Annotated in this window: 13 protein-coding genes and 4 pseudogenes; 7 read left to right on the top strand and 10 right to left on the bottom strand. The window is 59.0% G+C overall.

Annotated elements, in window-relative coordinates; translation table 11 throughout:
* From BSU04_RS15900 to BSU04_RS15870, 7 genes and pseudogenes are all read right to left on the bottom strand, one after another.
* Positions 1 to 415, bottom strand: a pseudogene (locus BSU04_RS15900) (Mu transposase C-terminal domain-containing protein); the annotation flags it as partial.
* 254 nt (positions 416 to 669) lie between these two features.
* Positions 670 to 1,164 (bottom strand): transposase, encoded by a 495-nt coding sequence (locus tag BSU04_RS15895; RefSeq protein WP_144021253.1) that lies wholly within the window; start codon positions 1,162 to 1,164, stop codon positions 670 to 672.
* 70 nt (positions 1,165 to 1,234) lie between these two features.
* Complete coding sequence (gene hutC, locus BSU04_RS15890; RefSeq protein WP_256982819.1) at positions 1,235 to 1,990, bottom strand: histidine utilization repressor; 756 nt, start codon at positions 1,988 to 1,990, stop codon at positions 1,235 to 1,237.
* A 100-nt stretch (positions 1,991 to 2,090) separates the two neighbouring features.
* Positions 2,091 to 2,942: an amino acid ABC transporter ATP-binding protein gene (locus tag BSU04_RS15885; RefSeq protein WP_089161491.1), complete on the bottom strand. Its 852-nt coding sequence runs from the start codon at positions 2,940 to 2,942 to the stop codon at positions 2,091 to 2,093.
* A 51-nt stretch (positions 2,943 to 2,993) separates the two neighbouring features.
* A complete protein-coding gene (locus tag BSU04_RS15880; RefSeq protein ID WP_089161490.1) occupies positions 2,994 to 3,662 on the bottom strand; it encodes an amino acid ABC transporter permease in 669 nt (222 codons plus the stop codon).
* Positions 3,663 to 3,666: 4 nt separating this feature from the next.
* Entirely contained in the window at positions 3,667 to 4,317 is a 651-nt protein-coding gene (locus BSU04_RS15875) for an amino acid ABC transporter permease (protein WP_089161489.1), read from the bottom strand.
* A 77-nt stretch (positions 4,318 to 4,394) separates the two neighbouring features.
* Positions 4,395 to 5,222, bottom strand: coding sequence for a transporter substrate-binding domain-containing protein (locus BSU04_RS15870; protein ID WP_089161488.1), 828 nt, complete (start codon positions 5,220 to 5,222; stop codon positions 4,395 to 4,397).
* A gap of 602 nt (positions 5,223 to 5,824) precedes the next feature.
* On the opposite strand from BSU04_RS15870, the gene BSU04_RS15865 reads away from it, so the two are divergent.
* The 3 genes from BSU04_RS15865 to BSU04_RS15855 all read left to right on the top strand — a co-directional run bounded on the left by BSU04_RS15865 (position 5,825) and on the right by BSU04_RS15855 (position 9,855).
* Positions 5,825 to 6,805 (top strand): isopenicillin N synthase family dioxygenase, encoded by a 981-nt coding sequence (locus BSU04_RS15865; protein ID WP_089161487.1) that lies wholly within the window; start codon positions 5,825 to 5,827, stop codon positions 6,803 to 6,805.
* Positions 6,806 to 6,857: 52 nt separating this feature from the next.
* A complete protein-coding gene (locus tag BSU04_RS15860) occupies positions 6,858 to 8,249 on the top strand; it encodes an FAD-binding oxidoreductase (RefSeq protein ID WP_089161486.1) in 1,392 nt (463 codons plus the stop codon).
* A gap of 478 nt (positions 8,250 to 8,727) precedes the next feature.
* On the top strand, positions 8,728 to 9,855 hold the full coding sequence (locus BSU04_RS15855) for an aminotransferase class I/II-fold pyridoxal phosphate-dependent enzyme (protein WP_089161485.1): 1,128 nt from the start codon (positions 8,728 to 8,730) through the stop codon (positions 9,853 to 9,855).
* 250 nt (positions 9,856 to 10,105) lie between these two features.
* Here the strand turns inward: BSU04_RS15855 and BSU04_RS15850 are convergent, their stop codons facing one another.
* Positions 10,106 to 10,351 carry a hypothetical protein gene (locus BSU04_RS15850; protein WP_144021252.1) on the bottom strand — a complete coding sequence of 82 codons (246 nt, stop codon included), beginning with the start codon at positions 10,349 to 10,351 and terminating at the stop codon, positions 10,106 to 10,108.
* 766 nt (positions 10,352 to 11,117) lie between these two features.
* Here BSU04_RS15850 and hutH point away from each other — a divergent pair.
* The 4 genes and pseudogenes from hutH to BSU04_RS15830 form a co-directional block, all read left to right on the top strand.
* Complete coding sequence (hutH, locus tag BSU04_RS15845; RefSeq protein ID WP_089161483.1) at positions 11,118 to 12,641, top strand: histidine ammonia-lyase; 1,524 nt, start codon at positions 11,118 to 11,120, stop codon at positions 12,639 to 12,641.
* Positions 12,642 to 12,643: 2 nt separating this feature from the next.
* Positions 12,644 to 13,339: a histidine utilization repressor gene (gene hutC / locus BSU04_RS15840; protein WP_089161482.1), complete on the top strand. Its 696-nt coding sequence runs from the start codon at positions 12,644 to 12,646 to the stop codon at positions 13,337 to 13,339.
* A gap of 3 nt (positions 13,340 to 13,342) precedes the next feature.
* Positions 13,343 to 13,518 (top strand): annotated as a pseudogene (locus BSU04_RS47625) (ATP-binding cassette domain-containing protein); the annotation flags it as partial.
* Between the two features lie 182 nt (positions 13,519 to 13,700).
* A pseudogene (locus tag BSU04_RS15830) lies at positions 13,701 to 14,333 on the top strand (alcohol dehydrogenase catalytic domain-containing protein); the annotation flags it as partial.
* 41 nt (positions 14,334 to 14,374) lie between these two features.
* On the opposite strand, the gene BSU04_RS15825 reads toward BSU04_RS15830, so the two are convergent.
* On the bottom strand, positions 14,375 to 14,893 hold the full coding sequence (locus BSU04_RS15825) for a TniQ family protein (RefSeq protein ID WP_089161481.1): 519 nt from the start codon (positions 14,891 to 14,893) through the stop codon (positions 14,375 to 14,377).
* A pseudogene (locus BSU04_RS15820) lies at positions 14,880 to 15,147 on the bottom strand (TniB family NTP-binding protein); the annotation flags it as partial. The gene BSU04_RS15825 and the pseudogene BSU04_RS15820, both read right to left, overlap by 14 nt.

Raw genomic sequence — 15,147 nt, 5'->3', positions numbered from 1 at the left:
CCATGCCCTCGGCCTCACGATGTGCGGCCCATCGTCGGGCCACCAAGTTGCGGCCTGGCGGTGTCGTGCCTGTTTCTACGCATCTGCGCCGGATTTCGAGCGTCAGGTCGGTGAGTGGATGAGCCAGCAGACGCTGCCTGGGAAGCCACGTAGTGAGCACGTCGTCGACGATCAATTCTGTCCGGGCACCCAGGCGCCGGCTGCCGGCTTTGGGGCCACGCTCACGCGGTCTGACCGCACTGATAACGGGGTCTGCCAGAAATCGCTTCCGCAACCGATAGACCGTCGTCCAGTGCACGTTGAGCAGTCCTGCTGCCTGCAGTGCCTGGGCCTTCGAAAGAGGTTGGGTTCCAAGCGGGCGAAGTATGCGGGCGATGACAGCTTCCCGGGCTTCGTGTTCGTTGGCCTTGGGCATGATGGCTCGGATGTCAGGGGCGACCGAGCTACATTAGTACAATTAGAGGGCAAGCAGGACGCGTTAGCAGAAATAGTGAACGGGGGCCTATAGCATGTTGCGTGTAAGCAACAATCTGATCAACAAGGAAAGGTTCGAATTCAGCAATGAAATCAACGGTATGGCAGTTTTTCCGCTAGCAGAATTAAAGCCCGCGATTAGCAAAATTAACGGACCTCAACAGCCGTAGACCTTGAGCCCGGTAGAATCAACGATCACGAGGCTACCCGTTCCATCGGCTGGCTTAGGACGTGCCGGGGTAGTGAAATGCTGCGCTTGGAAATGCTGCTATAGTCAGGAATGCTGATGGTGCTCTTCATGAGGCGGGTGAGCGAGTTCATGAAGCCTTCGGTTTGGCGTAGCGGCAGATGAAAGACCTGGCGGATGAACAAAGCGGTCTCGATCGCGAGATCAGAGTATTCCTGCGGCCTGCCACGAGCACCAGTCTTGGCCGGGCGCCATGCGGCGAGCGCCTCTTCGGTGAACCAGATCGTGATATCGCCGCGCTGGCGCAACGCCTTGTTATATTCGGGCCAGTTGGTCACCTTGTAACGCGCTTTTTCGATCTTGTGTCGGCGGTTCTGGTTATGTTTGTACGGCATCGGCTCTTCTGCAGGTGAAGTCAACCGCAGATCATGCCAGATCGACCACCTCAGCCTGGAGATCGATTTATTCAACAACGCCCACTTTGTTCCGCTCTCCAGATCCACCGTTCATAGGTCTTTTTCGCGGGACCTCGCACAATAGGTTGTCGACACGATTCGCTCTATTGCTGAAAACCTAGCTTTGCCGCTGCATGCTGTCCGGCACGAACCGGCAGCCGAGCCGATATCGCGTGCCAGGATGAACGAACCGCGCAAAGGTCACAGCGGTCCCGCTCGCCCACGTACGGCGCACGAGTGTGAGGCATGGCTGCTCCGGTCCGATCTTGAGAAGCTTGGCTTCTACGCGCGTCGGCAGTGTCGCGTCCACGACGTGTTCAATCTCGTGGGCTGGCACGGTATTGAACAAATACTCCGATGGCCGGATAACCGCGAAGTCCTGTTCAAGAAAATGCGGCGCGGCCTCGGGATTCACATACCGGTCCTCGAGCTGCACCGGTAAGCCGTTCTCGCAATGCACGCAAATCACGTGAAACACCGACGCGCCGGGTGCGAGCGCCAGCGCTGCGGAAACTTCGCTCGCGGCGGCTTCGCGTGTCGTGAGTTCGATCGAGTACTGATACTCATGACCCCGCGCGCGAATCTCATCGCCGATATGCGCAATCATCAGCAATGTCGACTGGGGCTTTTCTTCGGCTATAAACGTGCCGACGCCGGAAAAGCGCGTGAGCACGCCTTGTTCAGTCAGCTCGCGCAGTGCGCGGTTGATCGTCATCCGGGACACGCCCAGTTCACCGACGAGCGTGATTTCCGACGGGATCCGCTCGCCGGGCCGCCATTCACCCGACAGAATGCGAGCGCGGATGTGTTCCTTGACGCGTTCGTAGCGTGCGAGCGGTGCGGCCGATTCCGCGGCATGTCCATTTACACCCATGATTAGATCTCCTGCAAAATCGTTGCGACAGCACATGTCCGGCATGATGCGTTTGCGTTTCGACGACCCTTGCCTACGCACCAATCCGCGCTCGCTCGGCTCATGCGGCTCCCGTTTGCGGCTCTTCGCGACGGGTCCAGAACGCATTGCGGTCGAAATAATTCTGCAGAAAGTGTCGCAGACGCGGTTGTTGGGCGTCGTGAAAGACCTGTTCCGGCGAGCCTTGCGCGGCGATCTTACCGTGGTCGATGAAGACCACCGTGTCGGCTACCTGCGCCGCGAAGCCCATCTCGTGTGTCACGACAACCATCGTCATGCCGTCGCTGGCTAGGTTCTTCATCACTTGCAGCACTTCGCCGACGAGTTCAGGGTCAAGCGCCGAGGTGGGCTCGTCGAATAGCATGATGTGCGGCTCCATGGCGAGCGCGCGGGCGATCGCGACTCGCTGCTGCTGGCCACCGGACAGGCGCGCCGGGTGATTGTCGGCCTTCTCCGAGAGCCCGACCTTGTCGAGCATTGCAAGCGCACGCTTGCACGCCTCTTCACGCGGCAGGCGGAGCACTCGGATAAGCGCCTCGGCAACGTTTTCGATGGCTGTCATGTGCGGCCAGAGATTGAATTGCTGAAACACCATGCCAACGTTGCGCCGCACGCGGTTGATCTCGGCCTGCGAAGCACGCACGCGGCGGCCATTGCGATCGTTCGCATAACCCAGCAATTTACCCTCGATAAAAATTTCGCCTTCGTCGTATTCCTCAAGGAAGGCGAGCGAACGCAACAGTGTGCTCTTGCCCGATCCGGACGGCCCGATGATGCAGGTCACCTCCGACTTGCGGACCGCGAGCGAGACGTCGTCAAGGACCTTTAGGTTGCCGTAGTGCTTGCCGACATGGCGCGCTTCAACCAAATGGTCAGCAGGTACACCCAGGCCGGTCGTAATGGAATCGTTCATAGTCAGTATATCTCGCTCGTCTCACTCTTCATTCGGGGCCGGTCGAATCTTTCACCGGGTCAGGAACCGGCCCAGTCGTCCCTCGACCCACTGTCCGGTGCGCGAGGTGAGTTCAACCAGCGCAAGGTAGCAAACGCATAGTGCGAGTAGCGTTTCAACAAAAGCGAAACGCTCTGAGCCAATGCCGGTGAGGACGAAAGTTAATTCAGGGACGGTAACGACCGACAACACAGCCGTCTCTTTGCTTAACACAATAATCAGGTTGGTCAGCGCCGGCACGATGATCACCATCATTTGCGGCAATTGGACCCGTAGGATGGTTTGCAGCCGCGTAAGGCCAAGACATTCTGCGGCTTCGAGGTGGCCACGGGGCACAGAGCTAAAGCCGGACCGGAACGCTTCGGCAAAGTAGGCGCTGCCGTAAAGGCCCAGGGCGACAACGCCGGCTGTGAGCGGTGGCAACTCCAGGCCTATCGACGGGCCGCCGTAGTAGAGCACGAAGAGCTGAACGAGGAACGGCGTACAGCGCAAAATCTCGATGTAGGCGCGTAGTATCCCGCGCACCCACGCGGCGCAAAAAATCTGCAGGATAGCAATGCCAAATCCAAGGCCGAGGCCGATCAGTACGCCGCCCATCCAGGCGGCGAGGGTGGTTGCGAACCCCTGGACCAATGCGGGCAGAGAATCCGTGAGGACAGTCGGATCGAACTGGATAGTCATGATCTCACGCTCTCTCCATGCGCCGCTCGGCACGATGACCGGCGAACGACAACATGCCGTTGATGACTAGATAGATCAACCCGGCTGCGATATACGCTTCGAGCGGCCGGTAGGTACTTGCGGCAATGTTCTGCGCGGTGCGCGTCAGTTCGGCCACACCCACCACCGAGATCAGCGACGAAGCCTTGACCAGCATCACTACCTCATTGACCAAGGATGGTAGCGTCAACCTCAACGCCTGGGGAACCTGGATCCTTGTCACCGCATTGAATCGCGACAGGCCGAGGAGTTGCGCAGCCTCAAGCTGCCCATTCGGGATGCCGGCGAAGCCGCCGCGCAGGATTTCCGCAAGGTATGCCGCCTCGCATAACGACACCGCGGTAGCGGCGGCCACGAGCGGTGGCACGTTGATGCCGATAAACGGCAAGAGGTAGTAGGTCAGAAGCAACTGGACGAGCAGCGGCACACCACGAAAGAAAAAGACGTAGGCACCACCGAGGCGGGACGCCAGTCGATTGCGCGACAACCGAGCACTGCAGACTCCTACTGCGATCACGAAGCCCACGACGAGGCCAATGAGCGAGATCAATATGGTGGCTTGCGCTGCGAAGACTAAAAGCCGTAGCGCTTGCGAGAACGCGAGGAAGTTGAACATGAGCCTATACCGAGGGGTGTCCAGGGAAGGCGCCGGATGCGTATTATCCACTCGACGCATCCGGCGCCAGCGCGACGTCAGTAGATTGCCGTCGGCATAGTCTTCGGCGTATCCATCGTCACGCCGAACCACTTCTTCTGTAACTCACTGAGGCGGCCGTCGTCGTGCATCTTCACGATGACCTGGTCGATCGCGTCGATGAGCGACTTGCTATCGGCGTCCTTGCGGCCGAGATAGGCGAAATAGACCCTAGTACCAAATGGCGGTTGCACGACGGCGAATATATCGGGCCGCTGGCGCGCCACGTAGGCGATATTGGGCAACGAGTTGCCAACCGCGGCGATGCGTCCTGCGGCAAGGTCTGCATAGGCCTGGTTATTGTCGACGTATTCGCGTACCTCGGTCTTGCCTGGCAGCGATGCCACATATTTCTTCAACTGATCCAATTGCGCGGAGCCTTTGCCGCCGCCGACGATCTTACCGGCCACATCGGACGACTGCTTGATGCTGGCGTCGTTGGCGCGTTTGAGCAGGGCGTCGGTTGCGTCGGCAATCGGCAATGTGAATTCGTAACGTTCCATGCGCGCCTTGCTGATCGTGACCGGGCCACTCACGATGTCGAACTTACCGGCTTCAAGTCCGGGCAGCACGCTGGCCCATGGCAGATCGATGGAACGCACCTTGACGCCGAGCTCCTTGCCTACCTCGGCGAAAAAGTCTTTGTTGAAGCCTCTTTGCTCGCCATTTTCGACAAAGTCGAACGGCGCGAACTGCATTTCGGTTCCGATCACCAGTTCGCCAGTCTTCTTCACCTTGGCGAGCTCATCCTCCGCATGGGCTGAAACAGCTGTCGCGAACAGGGCGACGAAGACCAGACGACTTTTCCATTTCGAGAAAAAATTCATTGAGGGACTCTCCTGTTATCAGTGCTTTCGTCCGACGACGCACGTTCGTTTGCCCATCTGCCGAAGCCCGTGATCCGTTGTGCAGGAATGCAAACGGTGTGACTCAGTATATACCGCAAAATAGGTTGCCAAGCGTGTCAAAAAATATAAACGAACCGGAATGCGGATACGGTTCGATGCGACTTAGGGGTTAACACCGGTGCGCTATTGTCACGTGTTTGATAGCGTTATATTAATTGGCGGTATATACATGTGTTTGTGTCACTCTGAGGCGGTTTAATTGAGATTGTCGCCCATGGTGAGGCTGTAAAACTAGGAATTTTGCACATCACGACGGCACGCATGCGCCAAAAAATTCCCACTTCCAGTGAGTAGAGTAAGCCTGACAATGTACGTGGTATGTACTGCTTTGCTTCGTGTGAAAAAGTGCGTTTTTCTTTGTGTTTGCGTTATCGCTGCGCGATCTGCATCCTTCGCCGAAGCAGGCAATTCGTCCGGCAATCGTCGATTCCAGTAACGTTGTTGTCGCGATGCTTTTCGTGCGGTATATACGGCAGCTGCGTCATTGCGTTTTCCTTGTTATTTGCCCCGGAGCAACCTCTATGACATCCTTTTTTCAAATTCCTGTTGTCGATCTTGCCAGCGTGCGTGCGCATGACCCTGCGGGGCTTCGCAAGGCCGCCGTTGCCATTCGCCAGGCGTGCACAACCATCGGCTTCTTCTATGTCAGCAATCACGGTGTTCCGCAAACGGTGCTCGACCGCGCCGTGGCCGGCGCGCGCGAGTTCTTCGCTTTTCCACCTGAGGTGAAGCGCCGCGTCGCGGTTAATCACCGCCATCGCGGGTTCAATGCACTGGGCGATGCGACCATGTATCAGGCCACCAAGCCAGACCTCAAGGAGTTCTTCAGCATTGGTCTCGAATTGCCGGAAGACGATCCGAGCGTGCTGGCGGGGGAGGCGCTGCGCGGGCCCAACAACTGGCCTGACTTCATGCCGTCGCTGCGCCCCGCGCTGTACGATTATTACGAGGCGATTGGTGCGTGCGGTGCGGACCTGCTGCGCGCGATCGCATTGAGTCTTGACATCGACGAGCATTTCTTCGCGAGCAAATACACGAAGCGCATGCAGCGCACGCAGATGGTCTATTACCCGCCCCAGGCGCCGCTATCGGACGCCGACGAGTTCGGCGTCGCGCCTCATACCGACTACGGCTGCATCACGCTGCTGTGGCAAGACAACGTGGGCGGCCTGCAAGTGAAGGAACTCACATCCAACAGTTGGATCGACGCACCGCCGATTCCGGGCACGCTTGTCGTGAATGTCGGCGACCTGCTGGCACGCTGGTCCAATGACCGCTTTCGCTCGACGCTGCATCGCGTGATCAATCGTTCTGGCAAGGAGCGCTATTCGATCGCGAGCTTCTACGATCCGACCTATGCTGCGGAGGTGGAGCCGCGCGATCTCGGCCTCGACGGCGTGCAGCCGCTGTATGATGCGGTCGCCGCAGGCGACTATGTCCTCGGGCGTATCAACGACTCGATGGGTTATCGAAAGACGCGCGCACAGGGGGAGCAAGCATGAGTCCACTGCTGATCGTCGTTGTTCCGAGATCGAACCCCATGAAAATCATCCAATGAGCTCGATCACGAAGGGACTCATCGAAGCACTTGTCGCCGCGCTCGGAGCCGACTCGGTACGTACTGGGGAGGCCATCGAGCCGCGTTATCTTGGCGACTGGAGCGGCCAGTCGAGTGTCAATCCCGTGGCCGTGGTGCTGCCTCGCAGTATCGAAGGGGTGGCGACTGTGATGAGGCTCTGTCACGCGGCGCGTCAGAGCGTTGTGCCGCAGGGCGGGTTGACCGGCCTCGCGGGCGGCGCGATTCCGACCGGCGCCGACATCTGTCTATCGCTCGAACGGCTGACGGGCATCGAGGAAATCGATCGCGCGGCCGCCACCATGACCGTGCTGGCCGGCACCACGTTGCAGACGGTTCAGGAGGCAGCACAGGAGGCGGGCTTCGAGTTCGCGCTGGATCTTGGCGCGAGGGGCTCGTGCCAGATTGGCGGCAACCTCGCGACCAACGCGGGCGGGATTCGCGTGATCCAGTCGGGCACTGCGCGCGACCAGGTGCTCGGCATGGAGGTGGTGCTCGCTGACGGGAGCGTGCTCAGTTCGTTGAGCAAGATGGTCAAGAACAACACCGGATATGATCTGCGGCAGCTCTTCATCGGCTCCGAAGGCACGCTCGGAATCATCACCCGCGCGGTGCTGCGCCTCGGGCCGCGACGCAGCAGCCGGAACACCGCCCTGTGCGCGCTGCCCGACTATGACAGCGCCGTGCGGCTGCTGCGCTCGCTGCAAGCGCGTTTTGGCAACGAGGTCGGCGCGTTCGAGATCATGTGGCCGGACTTCTTCGAGTTCGGCGTATCGATATCGCGGACCACACATTCGCCGTTCCAGCAAGCGTATCCGCTCTACGCACTGATCGAGCACGCGGGTTTTGTCGATGACGGTGGTGGTCGCTTTGCAGAGGCCCTGGGCGTGGAACTGGAATCCGGCGTGCTGCTGGATGCTGTCATCGCCCAGTCGCAAGCGGAAACCCACGCCCTGTGGGAGATCCGCGAGGCGACTGCCGAATTTCCGGTCAAGCTCGAACCGATCAATTTTGATGTCAGTTTGCCGATTGGTGAAATCGGCCATTTCGTCGATACCTGCCGCCAGGATTTCGCGGCGCGCTGGCCGAGCCATCGAGGGTTTTTCTTTGGGCACATCGGCGATTCAAACCTGCATATCACTGTCGACGGTTGTTCGATTCCCGGCGTCTCGTCGGAGGACGTGGATCACGTCGTCTACAGCCTAGTGCAGCAATACCGTGGGTCGATCTCCGCCGAGCACGGCATCGGCATTCTCAAGCGTCCGTTTCTGGGGTACTCGCGCAGCGAAACGGAACTGACATGTATGCAGGCGATAAAGCAGGCGCTTGATTCGCGTGGAATTCTGAACCCGGGCAAGTTGCTCCCCTGAAGCTCACGATGCCTTGAGTCGTTCGCACCGGTCTGATGAAAACAGGACATGTGCGGCGCGCATTCATGCGCATCACGCCGGTCACCTAGCGAGCGGCGACTCGCCCGCCGTATTTTGGCGCGACGCCCGAGGTATGTCTGCATTTCGATCGATGGTATATACAATTTACCATCCATGAGGCTGCAGCTTGAACAGGAGTGAAATGCATAAAACGGTATATATGTACGGGATAAATATAGATGCTATCGTTGGAAAACACGTGCAGGTATTCAAATATCACGAAATGACTTAGCTTTTTTGATGCGTGGTATATACTGCAAAAACGAGTTGTCGCGGCATATCACTACGCCGATTTATTCATCTCCCTGGGGGGCCGTGAATCGTGCGTGGGGTTCGATCGCGTAGATCCTGAAGGGGATGTCGATCATGTGACGTCGCCGCTCGAGCCAGGGCTAATCCCATATCCATAGGAGATACGATGAGCGTCAGCGCTGCTTTTATTGATACGCTTCGCGCCGAAGTGCGCGCACTGCCGCCATACAACGCGGGGCTGTCGAGCGACTACGTTCGCATGCGACATGGGGTGTCACGTGTGGCCAAGCTTGGCAGCAATGAGAATCCGCGGGGCGCGAGCGAGCGCGTGCTGAACGAGCTCGCCCGATCGACGACAGCGAGCGCGCTCGCGCTGTATCCAGATCCTTCCAGCACGAAATTGCGTCAGCTTATTGGCGAACGGTTGGGCGTGGCGTCCGATCAGGTACTGGTCGGCAATGGCTCGGAAGACCTGCTGGCCATCGCGGCGCATACCTTTCTCTCCCCCGGGGACGAAGTGGTTACTGTTATCCCATCGTTCGGGCTACACATCATCTATCCGCAGAGTGTGGGTGCCCGCGTCGTGACGGTGCCGATGCGCGCCGATTTCGAATTCGATGTGGATGGCCTGATCGCCGCGCTCTCGCCGCGCACGCGCATGCTGATTATCAGCAATCCGAGTAACCCAGTGGGTACTGCCCTGTGCTTGGCCGACATGGCACGTCTGCTTGCGGCCGTGTCGCCCGGCACGCTCGTGCTGTGGGACGAGGCCTACTACGAGTATGCGGTAGGTGAGGACGACTACCCGGATGGCCTCGCCTTGCTGCAGGCTTCAGGTTTGCCGTGGCTGCTGTTGCGCACTTTCTCGAAAGCCTATGGGCTTGCCGCACTGCGGGTCGGCTATGGCATTGCGTCTGACTCGGACCTGGCGAGTCTGATGAACCGGGTGCGCACGCCGTTCAATATCAATGGCATCGCGCAGCAGGCGGCAGCCGTTGCATTCTGCGACGAGGCGCATGTCACTGCAAGCGTGCTGGACGCGCGCAGCGGCCGCGGGTACATGCGCGCGGCGCTTGTTGAGCTGGGCTATCGGCCAGCACGCTCGCTTGCGAATTTCCTGTTCTTCAACTGTGACGAGGATGCGTCCGCGCTTGCGGCAGCGATGCTTCAGGACGGTGTGATCGTCAAGCCGTGGCGCGAAGCAGGCTATGAGACATGCATGCGGGTGTCAATCGGCAGCGCGGTGGACAATGATCTGTTCATCACCGCGCTCAAGCGCCGTCGCAGTATCTGAGCGGAGGTTCGGCCACGACCCGTAGCATGACGATTGAAGATATGCGCGTGTGGGCAAAACTGGGCGTCCCACGCGTGTTCTATGACTACGTCGATGCGGATTCGTGGACCGAGCGCACCTATGGTGCCAATCAGCCCGACTTCCGGCGCATCGAATTTGGGGGCGAGGATCCCACGTCCGTCGCGCTCGCGTATTTCGACGTGCCGTCCTTTTCGGCACTGAGCCGAAAAAAGTCTCGACATTGCGCTCGTCAGGCGAGTGAGAGCCGGTTGTCCAGGTTCACATCAACCAGCCCCGCGGGCCGCTGATGCTCGGTTTGCTGGCTCGGCAGATGGACGATGAATTGCGATTGGCCTCCCGGTTTCGTCAAATAGGCGACGAGATCGCTGGCGACTACCTGCGCGCGATCTCGGCTGAAATCCGCCTCAACCAGGGTGAGTCCGAGACCTATACCGGCACTCACGCCGACCGAAGTCGACAACATAGCTTCACGCACAAAAATTGCGTACGCGTAGAGGACCGCACAGGATGCCTAGACCCGCCGCGCACGCGCCAACGCCTAATCCGTGGCAACTGCTTGCCGCGTGACAGTCCCTCGGTCATCAAGAGCCGGACATAACATGAGGTCCTTACAAGCGAACAAGCGTGTTTTCTCGATTCGCTCTTGACCATCTGCGAAGACGCAAGGATGGTGAGCGCTCTCACTGGGTGCAGGGACATTCCCGTGTGGGCGCGCACGGCACCAGTCTGCACCGGCGAAACGTTGACGTCGTAGCCACAGACGGCTACCCGTCTGCACAAAGGGGACACTCCCATAATTCATGCGCTAGCTCAGCCGATCGTGGCGCGCGCCTTCGAACCGGTCGTAGCCGACCTTGGTCGAAATCGCTCGTTGGTAGGAGCACTCAGGGCATGGTCACAACGCAGTAAAACGTACGCGGAAATGCGACCCATGATGGGGAAGCAGGACGGCACACGCGGCATATACTGCGTGAACGGTGAGAACGCGCTAGGCTAGCGTTTCATCATGCTTGCGTCAAAGTTGCTGTAACTCTCTAAACTCTAGAGTCGTGTCAGTTAAGTGTGGAGAACATGTCAAAATGAGCCGTAATACAGAGGAATAGCTGCCAATCGCGAAAGTTTGTACTGCTTGTCGTTCGGCCGATATGGTAAACACTTACGAATTTAAAGCAGGAAATTTCTGGTATATACAGCGATGGAGAATTAGACTGGCGCACACCTTGTATAGACAGGACGGAACCATGATCAAGCTAACCCCCGGCCACCTGAGCCTGCCGCAGTTGCGCCAGATCACCCGTGACCCCGTGACGCTCCAACTCGACCCGGCGAGCTTTGCCGCTATCGATGCGAGTGCAAAGACCGTCGCTGACATCGCAGCGAAGGGCGAACCCGCCTATGGCATTAACACCGGTTTCGGGCGTCTTGCCAACACCTACATTCCGCACGACCAACTCGAACTGCTGCAGCGCAATCTTGTGCTGTCACACGCGGTCGGGGTGGGAGAGCCGATGTCTCGGCCAGTGGTGCGTCTGTTGATGGCGCTCAAGCTGTCGAGTCTCGGACGCGGTCATTCTGGCATCCGCCGGGAAGTGATGGACGCGCTGATCACGCTCTTCAACGCCGACGTGCTGCCGGTGATTCCGGTCAAGGGGTCGGTCGGTGCCTCGGGTGACCTCGCGCCGCTCGCACACATGTCAGCCGCGCTGCTCGGTATTGGCGAAGTGTTAGTCAAGGGCGAACGCGCACCGGCGGCTGAAGGCTTGCGCATCGCGGGCCTCAAGCCGCTCACGCTGCAGGCGAAAGAAGGCCTCGCGCTGCTCAATGGCACGCAGGCGTCCACCGCACTCGCGCTCTATAACATGTTCGCCATTGAGGACCTGTATCGCACGGGACTCGTCACTGGTGCGCTGTCGGTCGATGCGGCGATGGGTTCCGTCGTTCCATTCGATGCACGCATTCACGCGCTGCGCGGCCATCAAGGCCAGATCGACGCGGCAGCGGCCTATCGTGCGCTGCTCGAGGGCTCGGCGATTAACCTGTCGCACGCCGATTGCGACAAGGTGCAGGACCCCTACAGCCTGCGCTGCCAGCCGCAGGTGATGGGCGCGTGTCTGGATCAGATGCGCCATGCGGCCGACGTGCTGCTCATCGAAGCCAACGCCGTGTCGGACAACCCGCTGATCTTCCCGGACACTGAAGAAGTGCTGTCGGGCGGCAACTTCCACGCGGAACCGGTCGCGTTCGCCGCCGACAATCTTGCGCTTGCTGCGGCCGAAATCGGCGCACTGGCGGAGCGTCGCATTGCGTTGTTGATTGACGCAACGCTGTCGGGCTTGCCGCCGTTCCTCGTGAAGGATGGAGGTGTGAATTCGGGCTTCATGATCGCGCACGTGACCGCAGCATCGCTCGCATCCGAGAACAAGACGCTCGCACATCCGGCATCGGTCGATTCCCTGCCAACTTCCGCGAACCAAGAGGACCACGTATCGATGGCAACCTTCGCGGCACGCAAGCTCGGAGATATTGCCGAGAACACTGGCTATATTCTTGCGATCGAGTTGCTGGCGGCTGCGCAAGGGGTCGACCTCCGCGCGCCTCACCAGACGAGTCCGAGATTGCAGCAGGTGATGAAAACGGTGCGTAACGAAGTCGAGCACTACGAGCTCGATCGCTATTTTGCGCCGGACATCGCAGCGGTTGCGCGCCTCGTCCGGGTTGGAAAAATCGCCTCGCATAGCCCCTTGTCGTTCATGTCGGAACGGTGAGCGTGAGCGCGCCGGCCTATCAGGGAATCAAGGACTTCATCCTCGAACGCATTCATGCAGGCGAATGGAAGGAAGGTGACCGGATTCCGCCGGAAAAGGAACTTGCACGCGAGTTCCAAGTCGCGCGCATGACAGCCGGCCGCGCAATGTGTGAACTGATTTCTGAGCGGGTGCTCATGCGCGTGCGGCGGACCGGTACTTTCGTCGCCCGTCCGAAATACGAATCAACGCTCGTGGAGATCCGCAGCATTTCCGACGAGGTTGCCGAGCGCGAGCATCAGTATCGAGCGAGGATGCTGAACCTCGTCGCGACGGTTACGGACGAGGCGTTGGCGGAAGCGCTGCAATTGCCGGCGGGAAGTCCCGTCTTTCATTCGCGTACGCTGCATTTCGAAAACGACGGTCCAGTGCAACTCGAAGACCGCTGGGTCAACCCGTCAATTGCACCTGAATACGCGTTGCAGGATTTCACGAGGACGACACCGAACCAGTATTTGTTGTGTGTCTCGCAGCCGCAGCGTGTGGAGCATCGCATCAGAGCAGCTCTCGCGGATATGGAAATACGCCGGCATCTGACGATGGACGAACTCGAACCTTGCCTCGTTCTGCATCGACGCACCTGGTCGGACGGCGTGGTTGCTTCGGTGGCCAACCTTTGGCATTCTGGCGCCCGCTATCGGCTCACCGGCGACTTCTGACAATTGTCAGGCGGTCAGCGTCAGCGTGTTGCGATAGCCCGCGCGCGGGCAATGAAGCCCAGGGTCGTCTTGTTCGACGAACCGACATCGACTCCGAACTGGTCGCGGGTGTACTCGGCACAATTCGCACCCCGGCCGACGCCGGGTTGACGCTTGCCATCGTCACGCATGAAATGGGGGCACGTTCACTAGCGCACCATGGCGTGCATGTGCCGCCCATCTGCACAATGCAGCACCGCGAAGCAATAAGTGGAAGTTTCGCGTCGAACCACGGTCGTTCTCGCTCGTGAAGCGGTAAGAATCATTAAGACGGCGCGCGACAGCCGGCCGTCGATCCTTTTCTAAAAACTTGCGAGGTAATATGAAATCACGCGCGGCAGTCGCTTTTGCTCCGGGTAAGCCGCTGGAAATCGTGGAAATTGACGTCGCTCCGCCCAGGAAAGGCGAAGTGCTTGTTCAAATTACACACACGGGCGTCTGTCACACAGATGCGTTCACCTTGTCGGGAAACGACCCCGAAGGACTTTTCCCATGCGTGCTCGGCCATGAAGGCGCGGGCATAGTGGTCGAAGTCGGCGAAGGCGTTACGTCGGTCGTGGCGGGTGACCACGTAATTCCGCTGTACACAGCGGAATGTGGGGAGTGTCTTTTTTGCAAATCTGGAAAAACCAACCTTTGCGTGTCCGTTCGTGCCACGCAAGGCAGAGGCTTGATGCCCGATGGCACCACACGGTTTTCGTATAACGGACAGCCAATTTTTCACTACATGGGTTGCTCGACTTTCAGCGAATACACCGTCGTTGCGGAGGTCTCACTCGCCAAGGTCAACCCCGCAGCAAATCACCAGGAAATCTGTTTGCTTGGTTGCGGCGTAACGACCGGAATCGGCGCAGTTCACAACACCGCGAAGGTCCAGCAACGCGACAGCGTTGCGGTCTTCGGACTTGGCGGTATTGGACTCGCCGTGATCCAGGGCGCGCGTCAGGCAAAAGCTGTTGAGGTCCGTTAATTCTGCTACTGGGTGCACTAATTCCGCTAATACAGCCGACGTGATGATATTTGAAGAAGTTGTCGATGGTGTTTGCTGACCAGCATGAGCAATCGATCCATGTTGCGTGCACGACGCGTGATCTGTGCCGGAATTCGCTCGAGCGTCGTCCCATGCTCTTCGCACACCTCGATATCCGGATCGAGCCATATCCGTTTCCAGCGAGGTGCGGCCACGTCCAAAGGATTGAGCACCAGACACCGGAAGCAGTACGGCAGGGTTGAACGGTTTCTCACCCAGCCGGACGGTGTCTGAATTCGTGCAAGCCGGTCCGGGTTCAGACGCGCGAGCGCCGACAGTGCAACGAGTGTACGTTCGGGTAGCGGAGCGAACAGGATCCAGCCGGCGTTGCTCAAGATGGGGAATGCCCCTAACTGACTGATCTCCCACATCTGGGCGACGCTCATCTGATAACGACTGGCGACGCGCCCCAACCAGCTTCCGAACGTTTCTTCATGGAACGGGCGCGGCGCAACGGGCCAAGGACGCAGGTCACTGAATGACAATGCTTGTCACCTGTTCGAGATGATGAAGCCCGACTGCTTCATCCCCGTTGAGAATCGCGAGTTCAGCAGCGGCGTTCAGGAGCCGCGAAACTTCACCAGTGAGTCCAGAGCTCGCGGCGAGGACGTACTGGGCGGTTTCCCGTTGTGCGAGATCAGACGGTCGACGCAACGGCAGGATGCGTTCGAATGCCGACAGCAGCCGGCGAAACGTTTCACTTTCACGCCAGCGCGGTATCTCAAAGGGGGTAAAGCGG

Origin of the sequence: Caballeronia sordidicola (genome assembly GCF_002220365.1) — a bacterium.
In the GTDB taxonomy this organism is placed as follows: Bacteria; Pseudomonadota; Gammaproteobacteria; order Burkholderiales; family Burkholderiaceae; genus Caballeronia; species Caballeronia sordidicola_C.
This window is presented reverse-complemented; position numbering and strand designations above follow the sequence as displayed.